This is a genomic window from Pseudomonas sp. MHK4, from assembly GCF_054600775.1.
Genome location: NZ_BAAIAK010000002.1, coordinates 585,304 through 600,246 on the forward strand (window position 1 = coordinate 585,304; position 14,943 = coordinate 600,246).

A 14,943-nucleotide genomic window follows, 5' to 3' on the forward strand; every position below is an offset into this window, starting at 1 on the left:
CCCTCATTGACTTCGGCATCCCCGCCATTCACTCTCACATGAGAAATATTATCATTTGGTTAGTGCGTATGCTGTGGCCGAATGAAATCAATTCGTCCCGAGTTGAACTGCCAGCAGCCATTCGCATCAAAGCAGGACAGGCGACCGGGCGTTTCGTGTGCATTGAGGTGGGAGTGTATTGATGGGGAGGCGGACAATGATCAAGTTCTTTGCGGCTTACCTGGCCATCTGCCTTTTGCTTCAATGGACGGTGGTCGAGGCGTCGCCCTGGATTGCCAGCCATGTGCTGCTGCGCTGGATCCTGTAACGCTACAGGGGCCTCAGGCGTAAGATAAGCACTGTAACCTCATCTGAAGGAGTCGATTATGACCTCCGATCAAGTGAACAGGCAGGCATCCGATCACAAGGCCGTGTGGGATCAATATTTCTGCGCCGCATTGATTGCCGAAAGCAATCTGACGGCGCCCGTCGTCGGCGGGGCCACCCATGAAGACCGGCAGAATCTGTTGATCGAAAGGGCCAAGGCGCTCGCGGACAAGATGATGGACTGCAGGAAATGACCAGAGCCCAGCCTTCGCGCTGGGCTCTTCACATCGGCGGCTTGGCCACGTTAGCTGCTCGATTCAGGCAACAAGCTCGACCTTGCCTGTGGCCAGTCGATAAATGCCGCCCACTATTTTCAACTGGCCTTTGCCGAGCGCGTCACTCAGCAAGGGCGTGGCTTGCTTGAGGCGCTCGATCGAGTTCTTGATGTTTTGCACGGTTGCGTTTTCCACCAGGTCACCTGGATGACTGCCTACCTGCTCGATAGCGGATTTGAGTGCATCCGTCAGGGAAGGGATCTTCCCGGGAAATACCGTGTGATCCTTGACAGCCTTCACGCCGGCCTCGATGGCTCCGCAGCGTTCATGACCCAATACCAGGATGAGCGGGGCGCCGAGCACGGCAACGCCGTATTCAAGGCTTGCCAGGCCTTCGTCCGTGACGAAGTTGCCCGCCAGGCGTACGGCGAAAAGATCGCCCCGGGCGGTATCGAACGCGTATTCCGGTGCGATGCGCGAGTCAGAGCAGCTCAGCACTGCCACAAACGGGTTCTGGCCGGAAACCAGCGCTTCTCGTTCGTCCTTGAAGTCGTGGGTTTGCGAGTTCCCGCTGACATACCGTTCGTTGCCCTCCATCAGCCTTTTCAGTGCCTCATCCGGGCTGATGACGTTTTTGGGCTTTGGCGCCAAGGCGCTTTTCTCGGCTGCTTCAATTATTCGGCTCGGCAGGGCGCCGGCCAATAACAGGGCACCTGCGCCTAATCCGGCAAGGCGAAGAAAACGACGACGCTCATTGGTTTTTGCTGCGGAGTTTGAATCACATGATTCACACATGATGTTGTGCACTCAGGTCAATTTGGTGGGAATGACTGCCGGTGGGGAGCGTACCTGCGGGAGTTCAACACTGGAATGTTGGAGTCTAGTCGGTGTGTAACATTACGTTGTACGGGGCTTGCAGCGAATGTGCGGGTGAGGTGTTGATACAAAATGCAGGTTGCCCGGCGGGTGCAATCCATTGATTGATGAGCTACTACTGACAGGCCGATTCGACTTCGTTCTTACAGGAGTTTCCCGATGCTGACTCACTGGTTGCTTGCGGCGGTTCATCTGTTGGCGTTTGCGCTAGGATTCTGGGCTGTCCTGACGCGTGGCACGGCCTTTCGGCGCCTGGCGATCGGCACGGGAGAGGCTCGCAGTGTGTTGATGGCAGACAACATATGGGGCATTTCCGCGGTTGTCCTGCTGGTCACCGGCGGCATGCGGGCCTTTGCCGGTTTTGAAAAAGGTACGGATTACTACCTGCACCAGCCGCTGTTCCATCTGAAGATGACGTTATTCGTCCTCATCCTGCTACTGGAAGTTGCGCCGATGGTGACATTGATCAAATGGCGGGTTGCACGGTCGCGTGGCGCAGCTATCGATACCTGGCGGGCGACGCTGTTTGCGCGAATCAGTCATATCGAGGCCGTGCTGGTGTTGCTGATGATGGTGGCGGCCACTGGTATGGCGCGCGGTATCGCATTCGGCTGATCGAGGTTGTTCGGGGAAAGCGCGGGCGATGTTGTGCTTGAATCTTTAGCCAGCCGTCGTTGCGGGGCGAACGGGCTGGCTACTGACTGCAACAGGATTCAGGTTTGTGGCTTTTCCGGGGCGGTGAGGCCGGCCTGAATGCGCTGATAAATTTCTTCGCGGTGCACTGCGACGTCTTTTGGCGCGTTGATGCCAATCCGGACTTGCTGGCCGCTTACGCCCAGGATGGTGATCGTAATGTCATCACCAATGTTTATGCTTTCACCGACTTTGCGGGTGAGTATCAGCATGGTCTTCTCCTTGATTGCTTTGTGGGGCACCTGATTCGGACAGTGCAGAGGTCGGTGTTATGTATAGATTAGTGCGAAGTCTCACGGTTTGGGTGCCTCTTTCTGACGCGCAGATACAGCATTAATTCCCAAGGTGTAACTATACAGAGGCCGCCACTATCATTCTCGTTGTTTTGAGCCCATTTTGCGGCGCTCGCTAAGTATTCATGAATGCTAAAATCCCTCGCTTTAAGCATTCAGAGGGAAACGCTGTGCGCAAAATGGTCTTGGCAATCGCGGTATTGGCGCTGGCGGGATGCGGTGAGGGCAAGCGTGAAGAGGCGCAAAAGCCGCAGCCTGCAGCGACGGCAACCTCGGCGCAGGTATCGGGGCCCCAGTGGGATCTCGAAGTACGGGGTGAAACCCCTCAGGCCGTCAGCGATCTCAGTGGCTGGCTAATCGAGCACAGCTTCATGTCCAATGTGATCAGGGAAAATGGCAAGACCCGGATCCTGATGGGGCCGTACAGCTCCAGGGAAGAAGCCGAGGCCAGGCAGGCGCAGGTGAGCGCCGCGCTGATCAAGGCGAAGAAACAGAACATTGAAGTGCTGGTGCTGGAGCGCCCCACGGTTCAGTGAAGACTGAAGCGGGTAACTGAAAACAGACAAAGGCCTGGTGTGTATAGCTCCGGGCCTTTGTTTTTAGCGAGCGTTCAGCCGCAGGCTTTCATGTCGACGGGGCCGACAAACTCGTTGCCGCGCCCCATGACGCACGCCACGCTCTGGTTGCGTTGGCGTTCCCAGGCTTGCACCGGATAGGTCTTGTCCCAGGCCTGGTACAACTGCTGGTCCTGTTTCGACAGGCGCAATCCATATTGCTTGCTCATGTAGAAATAGGTCCGGGCGATCATGCCGCGGATGGAAGGGCGGGGCATGACTTTTTTCGCCTTGAAGTCGACCTGGGTCAGGCACGAGCCGTATTGGCCCGATTGTTCCGGCAGCCAGCCGAAACTGAAATTGCTGCGGTCACCATTGACAACGTTATCGAATGGTGTCGTTTGTTGACTCCAAGAGTGTTTCAGACCGACAGACTGGAAAATCAGTAGGTTAGGAAGGCTCGAGCTATACGTTTCAGGACTGATTCCTTTGTCAACATTGACAATTTTATAGTTTCTACTTTCAGTATCGTTGCCTTTGTCATTTCAGTCGCTGCGATAGGGTTATTTTTCTCCGACCAACGGACAAGGCACAACCGCACAATCGCTCCCAAAAGGATGCGGTCGGACGTCTGGGGTACAGAGGATTACCGCTTTTCTCTTATTCTTTTGCAATATCTGGAGACCGTGGCCGCGCTGAGCTCAAGATTTTTAGCAATATTCTTCTGATCCAAGCCCGCCTGTAGAAGGGCTTCGATCTTTTCTTCAGTCAGTTTTTGACGCGATTCATTGGAGAGGCCTTCTGTACTCTGAGCTCGATCGACTTCCTTCTGGAACGCTTCCAGCAACCCGTTCTGGCTGAGAAGGGTAGTCGCGGTCAGCACGCCTTTCATCGTCTCCTGAACGGGCTGTCCAGCCCGAACGGATTCACACAAAGCGATCATCACGAGTGGTTCAACTTTCAGAACAGCAGCAATGGCAACGAGCTTATCCAGCGTAACGCTCGAGTTTCCGTTCTCAAGCCAGCTCGTGTAATGACGGCCCATAGCCTCTGAAAATTCATCCTGGCTCATGCCTTTTGCTTTACGCAGAGCTCGCAGCGTGACAGCGAAGGCGCGCCTCATTGACATCTTGTATCCCCAAAAGGAAGGGATAAAGCCATGTTGCTTCGATTTCATCGACCGTATATATTGGTCTTATGAAATTTATGGCGATTAGGGAGGCGAATTTTCGATTTTGCATGGCTCACGCTCGTCTATTTTTCGACTCCGATAAAACATTAGCCATAAATTGACACCGAAACCAAGGAGGTGAGGGTATGAAAATTCACTTGCTGTCAGACCTTCACCTCGATTTCCGGGATTTCTCGCCTGCTACGCATGTTGCAGATGTTGTGGTGTTGGCAGGGGACATCGATCTACTGGCCAGGGGAGTGGAATGGGCAAACAAAAACTTTTGCTGCCCGGTGATCTACGTCGCCGGAAACCACGAGTACTACAAAGGTCACCTTGATCGCACACTCCAGAAAATGCGTGAGAAGGCGCTCCCTCATGTTCACGTTTTAGAGAACGATCAAGCAGTCATCGATGGCGTGAGATTTCTGGGTACAACCGGCTGGACTGATTTCAGTTCAACTGGAGACGTGACTGCTGCGCTTCAGAGCGCCCGAGGATCCATGAATGACTATCGGCAGATCAGAACTGGAGGTCAGTATCGGCGAGTGAAGCCAATCGAAATCTTGGAAAGGTCGGAATTTGCGAAACAGTGGTTACTCGCCGAACTGTCCATAAAGTATCAAGGCAGGACGGTTGTCGTAACGCACCATGCGCCATCACCTGAGTGTGCCCCAGGGATTAAGTACGAGATGGGGCATCTGGCCGCTGCTTATGTCAACGATTGGAAGGAATTTGCTCTGTTCGATATTGACCTGTGGGTTCACGGTCACACGCATGTCGGGTATACAAAATCTATTGACGGTATCCCACATGCATCCAACCCGCGTGGCTACCCGGTTGAAGATACGGGATTTGTATCTGATCTAGTGCTCACGATTTAAAATTCAACGGCGCCCCCAATAGAGTCTGTTATCCAGGAGTATGTAGTGTTCAGAACAAACGAGAGTCAGCTACAAGGCATGTACAAAATGCCTGATGAAAATCTTCTTTTATGGAAATCCGTTGATCTGACCCCTAATCAATATTCCTTTTTTGTGGAAGGAGTTGGATTCTTCGATGGGGTACCTGGGCCAAGCGCGCGGCTCGTCTGTGACGCAAAATGGGTTCAAAATATTTTCACTTCGGGCGATTCAGAGTTTCTTGCTGTCACCAGGGTATACCTCATCTCGCCGCCTTGGATGAACCGGCAGCATGAACGTTTGATGGAACCGCTTTCCGACATCAGATTGAAAAGTTCTGACAATGAACCACCGATCTATGAATTCGTCACTGAAGGGGGGCAGACCTACACGAGTGTTCGCGATCACTCAAAACCATGAGGTGCGCATGGTGACTCTTAATGAAATTTCTCAGCTCCTTTACGGCGCTGGAGAAGAGATGCCTGGTTGGCTGGTATCTCAGGAAGACCTGATCTCTTTGGCAGCAAAGTCATTCCCTGGCAAAGCCTTCTGTGTTGTTAAGCAGTGGATCCTGATCGACCTCACGGTTAACCCTGCTGAGAAAGAAAAGCTCTCCCGGCTCGGTCTACTTCCGGCGACGCTTTTCGCACACGAAATCGTACTGGACAGTAAAGGTCGCTTCCAACCTAGCATGTGGGTGCGCAGTAATTTCGGCGTGTCTTTCACTGAAGGCTGCATGTTTGAAACCAAAAATACTGTCTATCTCCTGCTTGGGCCAGGACTGAGAAAAGAGGCTAGCATTGGCGCCGCTTTTTCAATGAAAGCTGGTTAAGCAATGACCGCCGCAAATACATATTGAGTCATTTTTGGAGCTTTGGCCGGATGCCGGAAATCATCGAAGTCGAATTTCATAGTAAGGATGTGAGCGACTTTCAAATGAGTCGCTTGGTGCGAGCCAGTCTTCGAAAATACAGCGTACCCATCACAGCCTTTATCAGCGACGCGATGATCGCAGATGACACATGCTTCGGGGTGTCCTTCGACCATTCGAAGAATGACGATGCTTACCACAGAGCGGACGGTTCCATTCTCCTCACAGGTAAAATTCGGTCAGCGAGAAAAGAAGGCCGGTTTTGGTTGCTTGAGACCCAAGATGGTAATTACGTCATCGCTAGCTTCAGGCGAGACCTCGGCAGAGCTAGCTTTTTGAAGCTTCTCCAGTCCGCCGATAGATTCTAATCGGTAGTATGAAAGCCATCATTTGATCACCTGGTAGGGCCGTGGCATATGGCAGATGAACGATGGTCAGTCGTTAGGGCAATAGCCCATTTTGACGAGTTGCTCGACCAGGTGATCACGACTCGCAAACCAGTTTTCGTTGATGGAGAACGCAGGACTGCGGTGTTCATTTCAATGGAGGAATGGCTGTCGATTCAGGACAAGCTCATTGCTCGAGCTCCGTCAGACCTTTGAGCATTCGCTTGCTAGCCCTTACGGTTTCGATCAGCAGCGCTCCGAGTTACCCCTGCGGAGCGCTTCAAACTGACTCTATCCTATGATGCTGGTTTACCATCGGACGGCTGACAGCTCGCCTAGGCTCAATAACCGTACTCGTTCAGCAGTTTTTGCAAAAACTCACGCCGTCGTTGGACGATACTCAAAATGAGATAGTCGCGGTCTGTGTCTCTCGTCGACAAATGCCCTGCGTCCACCAGGCCATCGATGTAGCCTTCGGCTTTGCCCCTGGCTTCGAGCAATGCCTCTCTGGATGTGCTTTTGAAGATGTCATCAGCGATGAGCTGCCAGCGCTTCATTTGACGCCGACCAACTGGGTCGTCCGAAAATTTTGGTGCATTGATCAATGTGTTGAAATCGTTGGGTACGGTGGCAGTGCTCAAGGTGGGTACTCAGAACAATGATGTCTGAGCCGAGGCTATCATGCGCACACTTAATCGTTTGTTGTTGGTGAATATACCGCTACCCATTTCACGATTTAGCGTATTACACAGTAAAGGTTAGCCGCTTACGCGAACAAGCGACTGCAGCAATGCCCGCGGCACAACGGAAAGCGGTCAGGGTTCAACTCTCATAACTTCCTATCCGGTCGAGAAACACAAAAGGCAGTCCGTCGCGGACGAGTTCATAGAGCTTGGTTCCGGGTGCCAGCAATCACAAGTCGGCCCAAATATTTTCAAGGATGGGTGAGCCAGAATTGTTGTCTTGCATGACCTTCATCGGAATGTGTACTCGCTCGCGTCGCCCGCCTTCAATTGGGCTCTGGCCTGCAAAAGGCCCACGATAAAGTCATATGACAGCTCAGGGTTTTGCTCTGCAATGCGGCCTATGGTGGCCCAGTATTCAATCTGTTTGGTGGTTGTGCGATGTGCGGCTGAAGCGTAAATACGAGCACTTTCAACCAGGGCACTGTCGAGCTTGATGACGGTACTCATGAAATATCCAAGGTAGTCGTTCTGTGCGCTTCGACGTGCTTCATCTCACGTGCCCACTGCCGCAAAAAGTGGTGCCAGTCACTCGCATAGCAGCCCTGCCGCAAACGGGTAGACCCGGTACTTGCTTCTTCGAATCGATTCTTCCAGGGTTCTGGTATGTGCTCGTCAAGCACGATAACAAAATGGTGTCCGTCACGCCCCAATATCTCGGTTTCTGGGACATGTACTCGCAACTCGTCAATCGACATTGCCCAGGCCTCTCCAATCGGTTCCTCTCGATCTCGGCGCTCAATGTCATCAAGAATCGCCAGATGCGGTTTAGCTTGATCAGATCCAGGATGCAGCCTTGCCAAATCCCACAGCGTGTAACGCCGTTTGCGTTCGCGGGCTTCTAATTCATTCATCAATTTCCACCTGCGTCTTCTGGAGCTTTATGCATGCTAAACATCACGGCAGATTGGATTTATCCTGCGTCACTTTCTTGCCTGATGAATTCTACAACGACTATCCGGGACTGACCGAGGCTATCACGCGCTTACTAAATCGCCTGTTACTAGTAGGTGAATTGCAAAAAATCTTTCCAGATTGGAGTTCCAGCCCGCAGGGCTAGCCGCTTGTGCGAAGAAGCGACTTGCAGCAATACCGGCTGCACAGCGAAAAGCGGTCGAGTTTCAAACCGCATGACATTCTGGCCAACCTGCGGATTATGCTCCCGGTGAATCCTTCGGTCGTAATTTTCCTCGCTTGAGATTGACCGCAAGCACGCTTCGACGTTAACTGTATGTATATACAGTTTCGATTAAGGCATGTCTCATGAGCGTCACCATCCTCGGCCCGTTGGCAGCAGGGGGAGTTCAGCTTCCTTTTTACTCGTTCAAAGTCCCGGCAGGCTTCCCATCCCCGGCTGCGGATCACCTTGAACAACACATCTCAATCGACGAACTCCTGGACATCCGAGCACCGCATATCTACCTCGTTCGCATTGAAGGTCATAGCATGGAGGGAGCCGGAATATTCGATGGTGATATGGCTGTGGTTGATCGCTCGATCACCGCCGAGCATGGACATATCGTGATTGCGGCTGTGAACTGCGAGCCGGTGTGTAAGCGCCTGTGCAAGCGTGGGGCCGACATCATCTTGATGTCCGAAAACGTGGGTTATCCGCCGCGATACATCCTCGAAGGCGATGAGCTGATTATTTGGGGGGTGGTGACATTCAGCGTGCGTGCACATGATCCAAAAGCCTGATCCTGTCTTCGCGCTGATCGACTGCAACAGCTTCTACGCGAGCTGTGAGCGCGTGTTCCGTCCTGACTTGGCCAAGATTCCCATCGTGGTGTTGTCGAACAACGATGGCTGCGTAATCGCTCGAAGTGCGGACAGCAAACCGTTTGTGAAAATGGGTGCGCCGTACTTTCAAATCAAGCACAAGCTCAAGCAGCACGGCATCGTCGCCTTCTCTTCAAACTACGCGTTGTACGGTGACATGAGCGAGCGGGTGATGAGCGTCATCGAGTCGTTAGTGCCGGCGGTTGAGGTCTACAGCATCGATGAAGCATTGCAGATTTGGCGGGTGTGCCAGGTGATCTCGAGGCACTCGGTCGTCGGATTCGGGCACAGGTGTATCGAAGCACTGGCATTCCGGTCGGGGTCGGTATTGCCGGTACTAAAACCTTGAGCAAACTCGCAAATCACGCAGCCAAAAAATGGCAGGCGCAGAGTGGCGGTGTCGTTGATCTACGTGACCAGGTTAAGCGCGACTGGGTGCTAAAAAAATGTTCAGTATCAGACGTCTGGGGTGTAGGTCGGAAGATGACTCTTCATTTGGAGGGCATGGGCATCAAAACGGCTTGGGATCTCTCCAAAACCGATGCCTGGACATTGCGCAAAAAATTCAGCGTAGTGATTGAGAAGACAGCGCGCGAGCTCGCCGGTAATCCATGCCTTGAGCTTGATGAGCCTGATCCTCCCAAGCAGGAGATCTGCTGCAGTCGGATGTTTGGCAAGCGCCTTACCGAGATCGCGCCGATCAAGGAAGCCATCGCTACGTACATGATGCGAGCCACAGAGAAGCTTCGTGCGCAGCAGTCGCTGTGCAAAAAGATCAGGGTCAGTATTCGTACCGGCATGTTCAATCCAGAAGAGGCGAAGTATGCCAACGGAGTGTTGGTTGAATTGCCATACCCAACGGACGATGTACGATTGATGACGAAGGCAGCGGTGGAGGCTGTTGATCGTGTGTTCCGGCCAGGGTTCAAGTACAGCAAAGCAGAGGTGCTCTTGCTCAGCCTCTGCCAGAAAGGCGAGTACACCGAAGACCTGTTTTCAATCTCACAGCCCGTCGCGACTGAGAAAGTCATGGGCGTGCTGGATTCCATCAATGAGCGATGGGGTAGGGGAACACTGCGCTTGGCGAGCGTGCCGACCAATCCTGATTGGGGGATGCGCCGGGAAATGATGAGTCAGAGCTTTACGACTCGAGTTGACCAGCTTTGGACTGTGTACTGCCGGTGAGTGCCGGAGTATGGACTTCGTAGAGCGTTAAAAGGAAGAAGGGAGGTCTGTTACAGACCTCCCGATTTTCTATCGATCAGACGTGGTCTTCCAGCTAGTTGCCATCCGCTACCTTGCGCTCTATTTCTGCTGTTTTTCGATTGAGTTCCTCTACGTCCTGTTCTTTGGTACGGGTCGAAGAAGGCGTAATGGTTTCATCGACGCCTTGGGTGTTCCTGTCTGCATCCTGTAAATCCCTTTCGACCACATTCACAGGTTTTCCTGATGTATCTGTGGGCGGAGCGTTCGATGTCGATTCCGATTCGACGTCATTTTCGCGGTCATCGCTATTCATTTCGCTTACCTCCATTGGCTTTAACATTGGAGATAGCGGCGTAGATAGAGTTCGAGATTTTTTCCAACGATATTTTAGATTCGCAATACAGCGGGATTCATGACTTCTCAGCGGCAACGGTGCGAAGGGGCTGCGACCGCTGCTTACGACGTAGGCCGGTCAATTTGGACGGTGTGCTGCAGATGATTCGAGTTTCACCAATGGTGAGGAAGTGGAAAAACTGGATTATTCCAAATTATGGCTCAGCCATAATTATTGCTGAGCCATAATTTTCTCTTCAAAAAGCTCCTGTTTTGAATCGGAGCAACGCGTCGTCATCAAGCAGGTGGAAATTCCTGCTGTTGCTGCGACGTCGAACAGTAGATAAGGTTGGAACATGAACGAACCTCTTATCCCTATCATCACCTCTGCGAACCGCGTTCAAAGCAACGTCTCGCCGGCGCTTGCTGAAGCGATGAAGGCTCATCCCTCCGCATCCAAAACTCTCGAACTGTTGGCGGCTGACATGTATGTGTACCCGGAGCGCATTCAACCGGTAGATACGCGTCTGGTCACCCGCATCATTTCGTTAGTCGGTCAGGCTGATGTTGACCTGAATACGCCGCTCTTGGCGGAGGACGAATAAATCAGGGCAGCGAACCCTCGACTCGCATACCCAGAGCTCCCTGGCCCTAAATTCAAATTAGTATTTGGTGTATTGTTAGGCGACTAACTACCTAGAGAACGACCATGTCCAAACTCGCAGAATTCCGTCAGCTCGAAAAACACCTGGCCGAGCAACTCCAGGCTCTCGAAGCTCTAAAGGGTGATGCTGGCCTGAAGCAAGAAATCGAATTTGAAACCAAGCTTCGTGCTCTGCTTGCCGAGTACGGCTACAGCCTGCCGAACGTGATTAACCTGCTTGATCCGAAGTCTGGCCGTCGCGCTCCAGCCACCGAGTCCAAAGCCGGCAGCCGTAAGCCACGACAGGTTAAGGTCTACAAAAATCCGCACACCGGCGAAGTCGTAGAAACCAAAGGCGGCAACCACCGGACGCTGAAGGAATGGAAAGCGAAATACGGTTCTGACACCGTGGAGTCGTGGCTGACCAAGTGAGTTTGCTTTGAGTACAAAAGGGCCCTTAAAGGGCCTTTTTCAATCGTGCAGGATTCGAGAAATTCTTCTTCGCGACTTATTCATCTTTATCAAGGAGCGATGTCCTTTCCGGCAGTCTGCTACCAGCCAACTACCGGTAAACCTTCTGCAGTAATCTCAACAACTCAGCCCTCTCGGCATTGTCCAAGCTGGCGGTAGACGCCTCGTCACTACTAGCAGCGACTTCTTGTAAACGCGCTAGAAGCTTCTCACCCGCCTTACTGAGATACAGACCGTAGGATCGCTTGTCTGCCTTGCTACGGATCCGTAACGCTAAACCAGCTTTCTCTAATTTGTTAACCATCTGAACTACTTGGGGTGGTTCGATTGCGAGCGCCTTCGCCAGTTCAGTCTGAGTGGGGCCAGGGTTCTGGGCTATGATGGACAGGGCTGAAAACTGCGCGGGGCGTAGATCGTATTCCGCCAATTGCTCTACGAAATGCTGAAATACCTTGATCTGTGCTCTGCGCAGCGCATAACCGATGAGGTTCTCGAGGCCTGTAGAATTGGCTTCGGCGTCCAGTGCGTCGCTGTCCGCATGAGCGCCGGATTTGACTGTAGAGGTTCTCATATTTGGAGGCGCCTTGGAAAAATCAGTTAATTAGTATAACTGAATGGACGGCTTTCGATGGTGACTTTGAGCGGGCAGCATAGGGGATTCGCCTTTTATCTGAGGCTAAGCCGTACGAAGGGGCACAACCAGAGACCTTCTGGTGCAGAGCATTGGGCAGGCGACGCAGCACAAGACGGCGATCAACTGTATTTAGTCATCATCTGATGATTAAATCCCTCGCGGTCATCGTTCGCGGTTCGTCAACGAGCTGTGCTGTACATATTTCGCGTCGCCCGATCAAAGGAAACTGTCATGAAAACAGGTCTCATTGCCTGCATATCGTTAGCCATATCCCTCAGTGCCCAAGCTACCGTGCCCACCAAGGCCTCGGAACCATTTCGCTGGGGAGCCGCTTCCGCTGCTTATCAAATTGAAGGTGCGACTCAAGTGGACAACCGAGGCCCATCTGTATGGGATGTCTACCTAGACGACCACAGCCTAGCGGGGCCAGGTGTCTCAGGGGCAACTGCGATAAATTTCTATGATCGCAGGCAATATCTGAAAGACATCGCGTTGATGAAGAGCCTCGGATTCACGAGCTATCGTTTTTCCATTTCTTGGACGCGTTTGCTGCCAGACGGTCTGGGCCCAGTGAATCCTCTTGCTGTTAACCATTACCGACAATTCATTAATGATTTGAAAGCTGCCGGTATCCAACCGATGCTGACTCTCTACCATTGGGACATGCCAGCGAGCCTAGCGCGCGATGGTGGCTGGGCTAACCGAAAGTCTGTTGCCTGGTTCCAACGCTACGCTGAAGTAGTATTTGCCAACTTTGCAGATCAGGTAGACCTGTTCGTCCTGGTTAACGAGCCTTCTGTGGAGAGGGCCACTCAGGTCATGGCCGAAGAGCGACTCAATGGTCAACCTGGTGATTTAGCTATCGTTCCGAGCGCTGCTCATTTAGGGGAGGCGTTGAAGGTCTTCAATCACATCCTCTTGGCGTCTGCTGCCGCCAAAGAAAGCTTTACTGCCCATGGCTACAAAGGTCGGTTGGGCCTCGCTTTGCCCTTGTTCCCGATTTTGACTGCAGAAAATGCCTCGTCGTCCGACGAGCAGGACGCCAAGTCTGCTGATGGCGTGTTGAATCGTTGGTTTCTTGATGCCATTTACAAAGGAACCTATCCAGCTGATGTTCTGAAGCTTGCCGATACCATGCACCTTGATATTGATGTTCAAGCCGGTGATGCAAAGAGGGTAGGTGCAGCTGAATTCGATTACCTGGGTGTCAACTACTACTCACCGCTGTTCATTAGCCATAAAACTGGTGCAGAGGGTTACGCGCCAAAAATGTGGTTGCCAGAAGGGGCCTTAGCCGCGTTCAACGGCGCAGTTCGACCTGACCAGTTCAAGGCATTGCTTGATCGTATCCGCGTCGAATACGGTAATCCTCCTGTCTTTATCACTGAAAATGGGGCGGGCTTTCCCGGAGAGGACGTGCTCGTTAACGGCGAAGTCCGAGATGAAAACAGATGCAGATATATTGTGGATCACGTCGCCGCTATGGTGGAGGCGATGAAAGCCGGTGCGGATGTACGCGGTTACCATGTCTGGTCAAGCCACGACAATCTCGAATGGTTGAGCGGCTACGGTAGCCGGTTTGGTCTGATCTACGTGGATTTCGATACGCAAAAGCGAACTCCCAAGAACAGTGCGTTGGTCTATGCACGTCTGGTCAAGGGGGATCCCGTCACATCCAAAGACTGTGACTCACCAGTCTCATCAGCTCAAAAGATTAATTGATAACGAAAGCGTTTAATCCTTCTCGGTTTGGTTGCGGATTTCGGAGGGAGTCATACCAAACCGTTCCTTCATCGCTCGACTGAAATGGGCCTGGGTGGAATAACCACAAGCGAAACCAATCTCCCCAACCGTTAAAACTCGCTTCATTGGATTGTGCAAGTCCTCGAAAGCGCGCAACGCTCTCTGTTCCCAGATATAGCGGGCCGGACTTGTACCTTCCTGGTGAAAAAGTCGGTTCAATTGGCGCAGCGAAAGGCGGATTGCCTGAGCAACCTCGGCGGGCGATAACTCAGGATTTACCAGGTGCTTGAGAATGTAGCGCTTGGCCAATAACTTGGATAGCTCACTGGTAGCACTCGTTCGTTGGTCATCAAGCTGAGTCCTTAGCAGCATGCTCAAGGTGTCATAGATAACACCCGCGAGATGATCTTGTTCACCCGAGTGCTCCTGAGTCATACATTCGGTGACGGTGCGCCCGAGAAGACTGGCCGACATTCTCGAGGCTTGGCTATCCGGGGTGATCTTAATTGGGAGCTGATCCGCAGCAATACCGGTGCATCGAGTAAAGGCGGCTTCTGGTACATCCACCAAGCTTTCATGCATCTCAGTGAGAAAGCCCAAGAGGAACGGTGTGCGAGTGTCGTATATAACCAGGTCACCCTGCGTTAGCAGCAAATGACGTCCATCCTGTACGAAGAAACCAGAACCTTGCTGGATCTGGCAGACGAAAACTGAGTTTTTGGGGCTCTGCTCGACCAGCAGCGCATCGCGCTCCACAAAATGATCATTGCCCGAGATGTCAGCTAACCCTATCTCTCCAACCCTGTGATTCGCTTGGCGAGCCATCAGTCCTTGGTGGGATAAGGAGGACGATCGCAATCCCACGAGTGCAGTGCGGTTATAAGCGTTCCAGTAGTCCACCCTTTGAAGAGGCGGAACGCTCAGAGTATCGGCATAGGTACGAATTTGAGAGGCCATTGAGCAACCGCCTTCTTGTTGTTGTGATTATCCCAATGTCCCAGCGAGTCAAGCACCGCGTCCCGGCGAGGCAAATGCCCTAGACAGTGAGTGGTTACAGTCGTCAC

At 52.5% G+C, this 14,943-nt stretch carries 21 protein-coding genes and 1 pseudogene; 12 read left to right on the plus strand and 10 right to left on the minus strand.

Annotation, left to right across the window (positions count from 1 at the left end):
- Nucleotides 1–365: 365 nt before the first annotated feature.
- Entirely contained in the window at nucleotides 366–560 is a 195-nt protein-coding gene (locus ACYP2Q_RS07595; RefSeq protein WP_459729941.1) for a hypothetical protein, read from the plus strand.
- A gap of 63 nt (nucleotides 561–623) precedes the next feature.
- On the opposite strand, the gene ACYP2Q_RS07600 is transcribed toward ACYP2Q_RS07595, so the two are convergent.
- Entirely contained in the window at nucleotides 624–1,376 is a 753-nt protein-coding gene (locus ACYP2Q_RS07600) for a carbonic anhydrase (RefSeq protein ID WP_459730092.1), read from the minus strand.
- A 240-nt stretch (nucleotides 1,377–1,616) separates the two neighbouring features.
- Here ACYP2Q_RS07600 and ACYP2Q_RS07605 point away from each other — a divergent pair, with 240 nt between their 5' ends.
- Entirely contained in the window at nucleotides 1,617–2,072 is a 456-nt protein-coding gene (locus tag ACYP2Q_RS07605) for a DUF2214 family protein (RefSeq protein WP_459729942.1), read from the plus strand.
- Between the two features lie 98 nt (nucleotides 2,073–2,170).
- On the opposite strand, the gene csrA is transcribed toward ACYP2Q_RS07605, so the two are convergent.
- Nucleotides 2,171–2,362, minus strand: a complete 192-nt coding sequence (gene csrA, locus ACYP2Q_RS07610) for a carbon storage regulator CsrA (RefSeq protein WP_008057174.1) — start codon at nucleotides 2,360–2,362, stop codon at nucleotides 2,171–2,173.
- A 251-nt stretch (nucleotides 2,363–2,613) separates the two neighbouring features.
- Between csrA and ACYP2Q_RS07615 the strand changes: the two genes are divergently transcribed.
- Entirely contained in the window at nucleotides 2,614–2,979 is a 366-nt protein-coding gene (locus ACYP2Q_RS07615) for an SPOR domain-containing protein (RefSeq protein ID WP_459730093.1), read from the plus strand.
- Nucleotides 2,980–3,053: 74 nt separating this feature from the next.
- On the opposite strand, the gene ACYP2Q_RS07620 is transcribed toward ACYP2Q_RS07615, so the two are convergent.
- Both ACYP2Q_RS07620 and ACYP2Q_RS07625 read right to left on the minus strand, forming a co-directional pair.
- Nucleotides 3,054–3,422: an endonuclease gene (locus ACYP2Q_RS07620; RefSeq protein ID WP_459730094.1), complete on the minus strand. Its 369-nt coding sequence runs from the start codon at nucleotides 3,420–3,422 to the stop codon at nucleotides 3,054–3,056.
- A 221-nt stretch (nucleotides 3,423–3,643) separates the two neighbouring features.
- Nucleotides 3,644–4,174 (minus strand): transcriptional regulator, encoded by a 531-nt coding sequence (locus ACYP2Q_RS07625; RefSeq protein ID WP_150783473.1) that lies wholly within the window; start codon nucleotides 4,172–4,174, stop codon nucleotides 3,644–3,646.
- 140 nt (nucleotides 4,175–4,314) lie between these two features.
- On the opposite strand from ACYP2Q_RS07625, the gene ACYP2Q_RS07630 reads away from it, so the two are divergent.
- From ACYP2Q_RS07630 to ACYP2Q_RS07645, 4 genes are read left to right on the plus strand one after another with little or no spacing between them, the layout of a single operon-like run.
- A complete protein-coding gene (locus ACYP2Q_RS07630; protein WP_459729943.1) occupies nucleotides 4,315–5,052 on the plus strand; it encodes a metallophosphoesterase in 738 nt (245 codons plus the stop codon).
- A gap of 45 nt (nucleotides 5,053–5,097) precedes the next feature.
- Nucleotides 5,098–5,490 carry a hypothetical protein gene (locus tag ACYP2Q_RS07635; protein WP_459729944.1) on the plus strand — a complete coding sequence of 131 codons (393 nt, stop codon included), beginning with the start codon at nucleotides 5,098–5,100 and terminating at the stop codon, nucleotides 5,488–5,490.
- A 7-nt stretch (nucleotides 5,491–5,497) separates the two neighbouring features.
- Nucleotides 5,498–5,902, plus strand: a complete 405-nt coding sequence (locus ACYP2Q_RS07640) for a DUF6957 family protein (RefSeq protein WP_459729945.1) — start codon at nucleotides 5,498–5,500, stop codon at nucleotides 5,900–5,902.
- Between the two features lie 50 nt (nucleotides 5,903–5,952).
- Nucleotides 5,953–6,309, plus strand: a complete 357-nt coding sequence (locus tag ACYP2Q_RS07645) for a hypothetical protein (protein ID WP_459729946.1) — start codon at nucleotides 5,953–5,955, stop codon at nucleotides 6,307–6,309.
- Between the two features lie 359 nt (nucleotides 6,310–6,668).
- Here ACYP2Q_RS07645 and ACYP2Q_RS07650 read toward each other — a convergent pair whose 3' ends face one another.
- From ACYP2Q_RS07650 to ACYP2Q_RS07660, 3 genes are all read right to left on the minus strand, one after another.
- A complete protein-coding gene (locus tag ACYP2Q_RS07650) occupies nucleotides 6,669–6,968 on the minus strand; it encodes a hypothetical protein (protein ID WP_150779207.1) in 300 nt (99 codons plus the stop codon).
- 333 nt (nucleotides 6,969–7,301) lie between these two features.
- A complete protein-coding gene (locus ACYP2Q_RS07655; RefSeq protein ID WP_150779206.1) occupies nucleotides 7,302–7,520 on the minus strand; it encodes a TA system antitoxin ParD family protein in 219 nt (72 codons plus the stop codon).
- The gene (locus tag ACYP2Q_RS07660; RefSeq protein WP_150779205.1) at nucleotides 7,517–7,924 is read right to left on the minus strand and encodes a hypothetical protein; all 408 of its coding nucleotides are present in this window, start codon (nucleotides 7,922–7,924) and stop codon (nucleotides 7,517–7,519) included. The genes ACYP2Q_RS07655 and ACYP2Q_RS07660 overlap by 4 nt, the downstream gene beginning before the upstream one ends.
- A gap of 409 nt (nucleotides 7,925–8,333) precedes the next feature.
- Here ACYP2Q_RS07660 and ACYP2Q_RS07665 point away from each other — a divergent pair, with 409 nt between their 5' ends.
- The gene (locus tag ACYP2Q_RS07665; RefSeq protein WP_150783468.1) at nucleotides 8,334–8,768 is read left to right on the plus strand and encodes a LexA family protein; all 435 of its coding nucleotides are present in this window, start codon (nucleotides 8,334–8,336) and stop codon (nucleotides 8,766–8,768) included.
- Nucleotides 8,755–10,034 (plus strand): annotated as a pseudogene (gene umuC, locus ACYP2Q_RS07670) (translesion error-prone DNA polymerase V subunit UmuC). The gene ACYP2Q_RS07665 and the pseudogene umuC overlap by 14 nt, the downstream one beginning before the upstream one ends.
- 94 nt (nucleotides 10,035–10,128) lie before the next feature.
- Here the strand turns inward: umuC and ACYP2Q_RS07675 are convergent.
- Nucleotides 10,129–10,368 (minus strand): hypothetical protein, encoded by a 240-nt coding sequence (locus tag ACYP2Q_RS07675; RefSeq protein WP_459729947.1) that lies wholly within the window; start codon nucleotides 10,366–10,368, stop codon nucleotides 10,129–10,131.
- A gap of 376 nt (nucleotides 10,369–10,744) precedes the next feature.
- Here ACYP2Q_RS07675 and ACYP2Q_RS07680 point away from each other — a divergent pair, with 376 nt between their 5' ends.
- Both ACYP2Q_RS07680 and ACYP2Q_RS07685 read left to right on the plus strand, forming a co-directional pair.
- Nucleotides 10,745–10,993 carry a type II toxin-antitoxin system PrlF family antitoxin gene (locus tag ACYP2Q_RS07680; RefSeq protein WP_259197975.1) on the plus strand — a complete coding sequence of 83 codons (249 nt, stop codon included), beginning with the start codon at nucleotides 10,745–10,747 and terminating at the stop codon, nucleotides 10,991–10,993.
- A 104-nt stretch (nucleotides 10,994–11,097) separates the two neighbouring features.
- On the plus strand, nucleotides 11,098–11,463 hold the full coding sequence (locus ACYP2Q_RS07685; protein ID WP_259197971.1) for a histone-like nucleoid-structuring protein, MvaT/MvaU family: 366 nt from the start codon (nucleotides 11,098–11,100) through the stop codon (nucleotides 11,461–11,463).
- Between the two features lie 130 nt (nucleotides 11,464–11,593).
- On the opposite strand, the gene ACYP2Q_RS07690 is transcribed toward ACYP2Q_RS07685, so the two are convergent.
- Nucleotides 11,594–12,073, minus strand: coding sequence for a MarR family winged helix-turn-helix transcriptional regulator (locus ACYP2Q_RS07690; RefSeq protein ID WP_259197969.1), 480 nt, complete (start codon nucleotides 12,071–12,073; stop codon nucleotides 11,594–11,596).
- Nucleotides 12,074–12,367: 294 nt separating this feature from the next.
- Between ACYP2Q_RS07690 and ACYP2Q_RS07695 the strand changes: the two genes are divergently transcribed.
- A complete protein-coding gene (locus tag ACYP2Q_RS07695) occupies nucleotides 12,368–13,858 on the plus strand; it encodes a glycoside hydrolase family 1 protein (RefSeq protein WP_459729948.1) in 1,491 nt (496 codons plus the stop codon).
- A 12-nt stretch (nucleotides 13,859–13,870) separates the two neighbouring features.
- Here the strand turns inward: ACYP2Q_RS07695 and ACYP2Q_RS07700 are convergent, their stop codons facing one another.
- Nucleotides 13,871–14,836, minus strand: a complete 966-nt coding sequence (locus tag ACYP2Q_RS07700; RefSeq protein ID WP_459729949.1) for a helix-turn-helix domain-containing protein — start codon at nucleotides 14,834–14,836, stop codon at nucleotides 13,871–13,873.
- Between the last annotated feature and the right edge of the window lie 107 nt (nucleotides 14,837–14,943).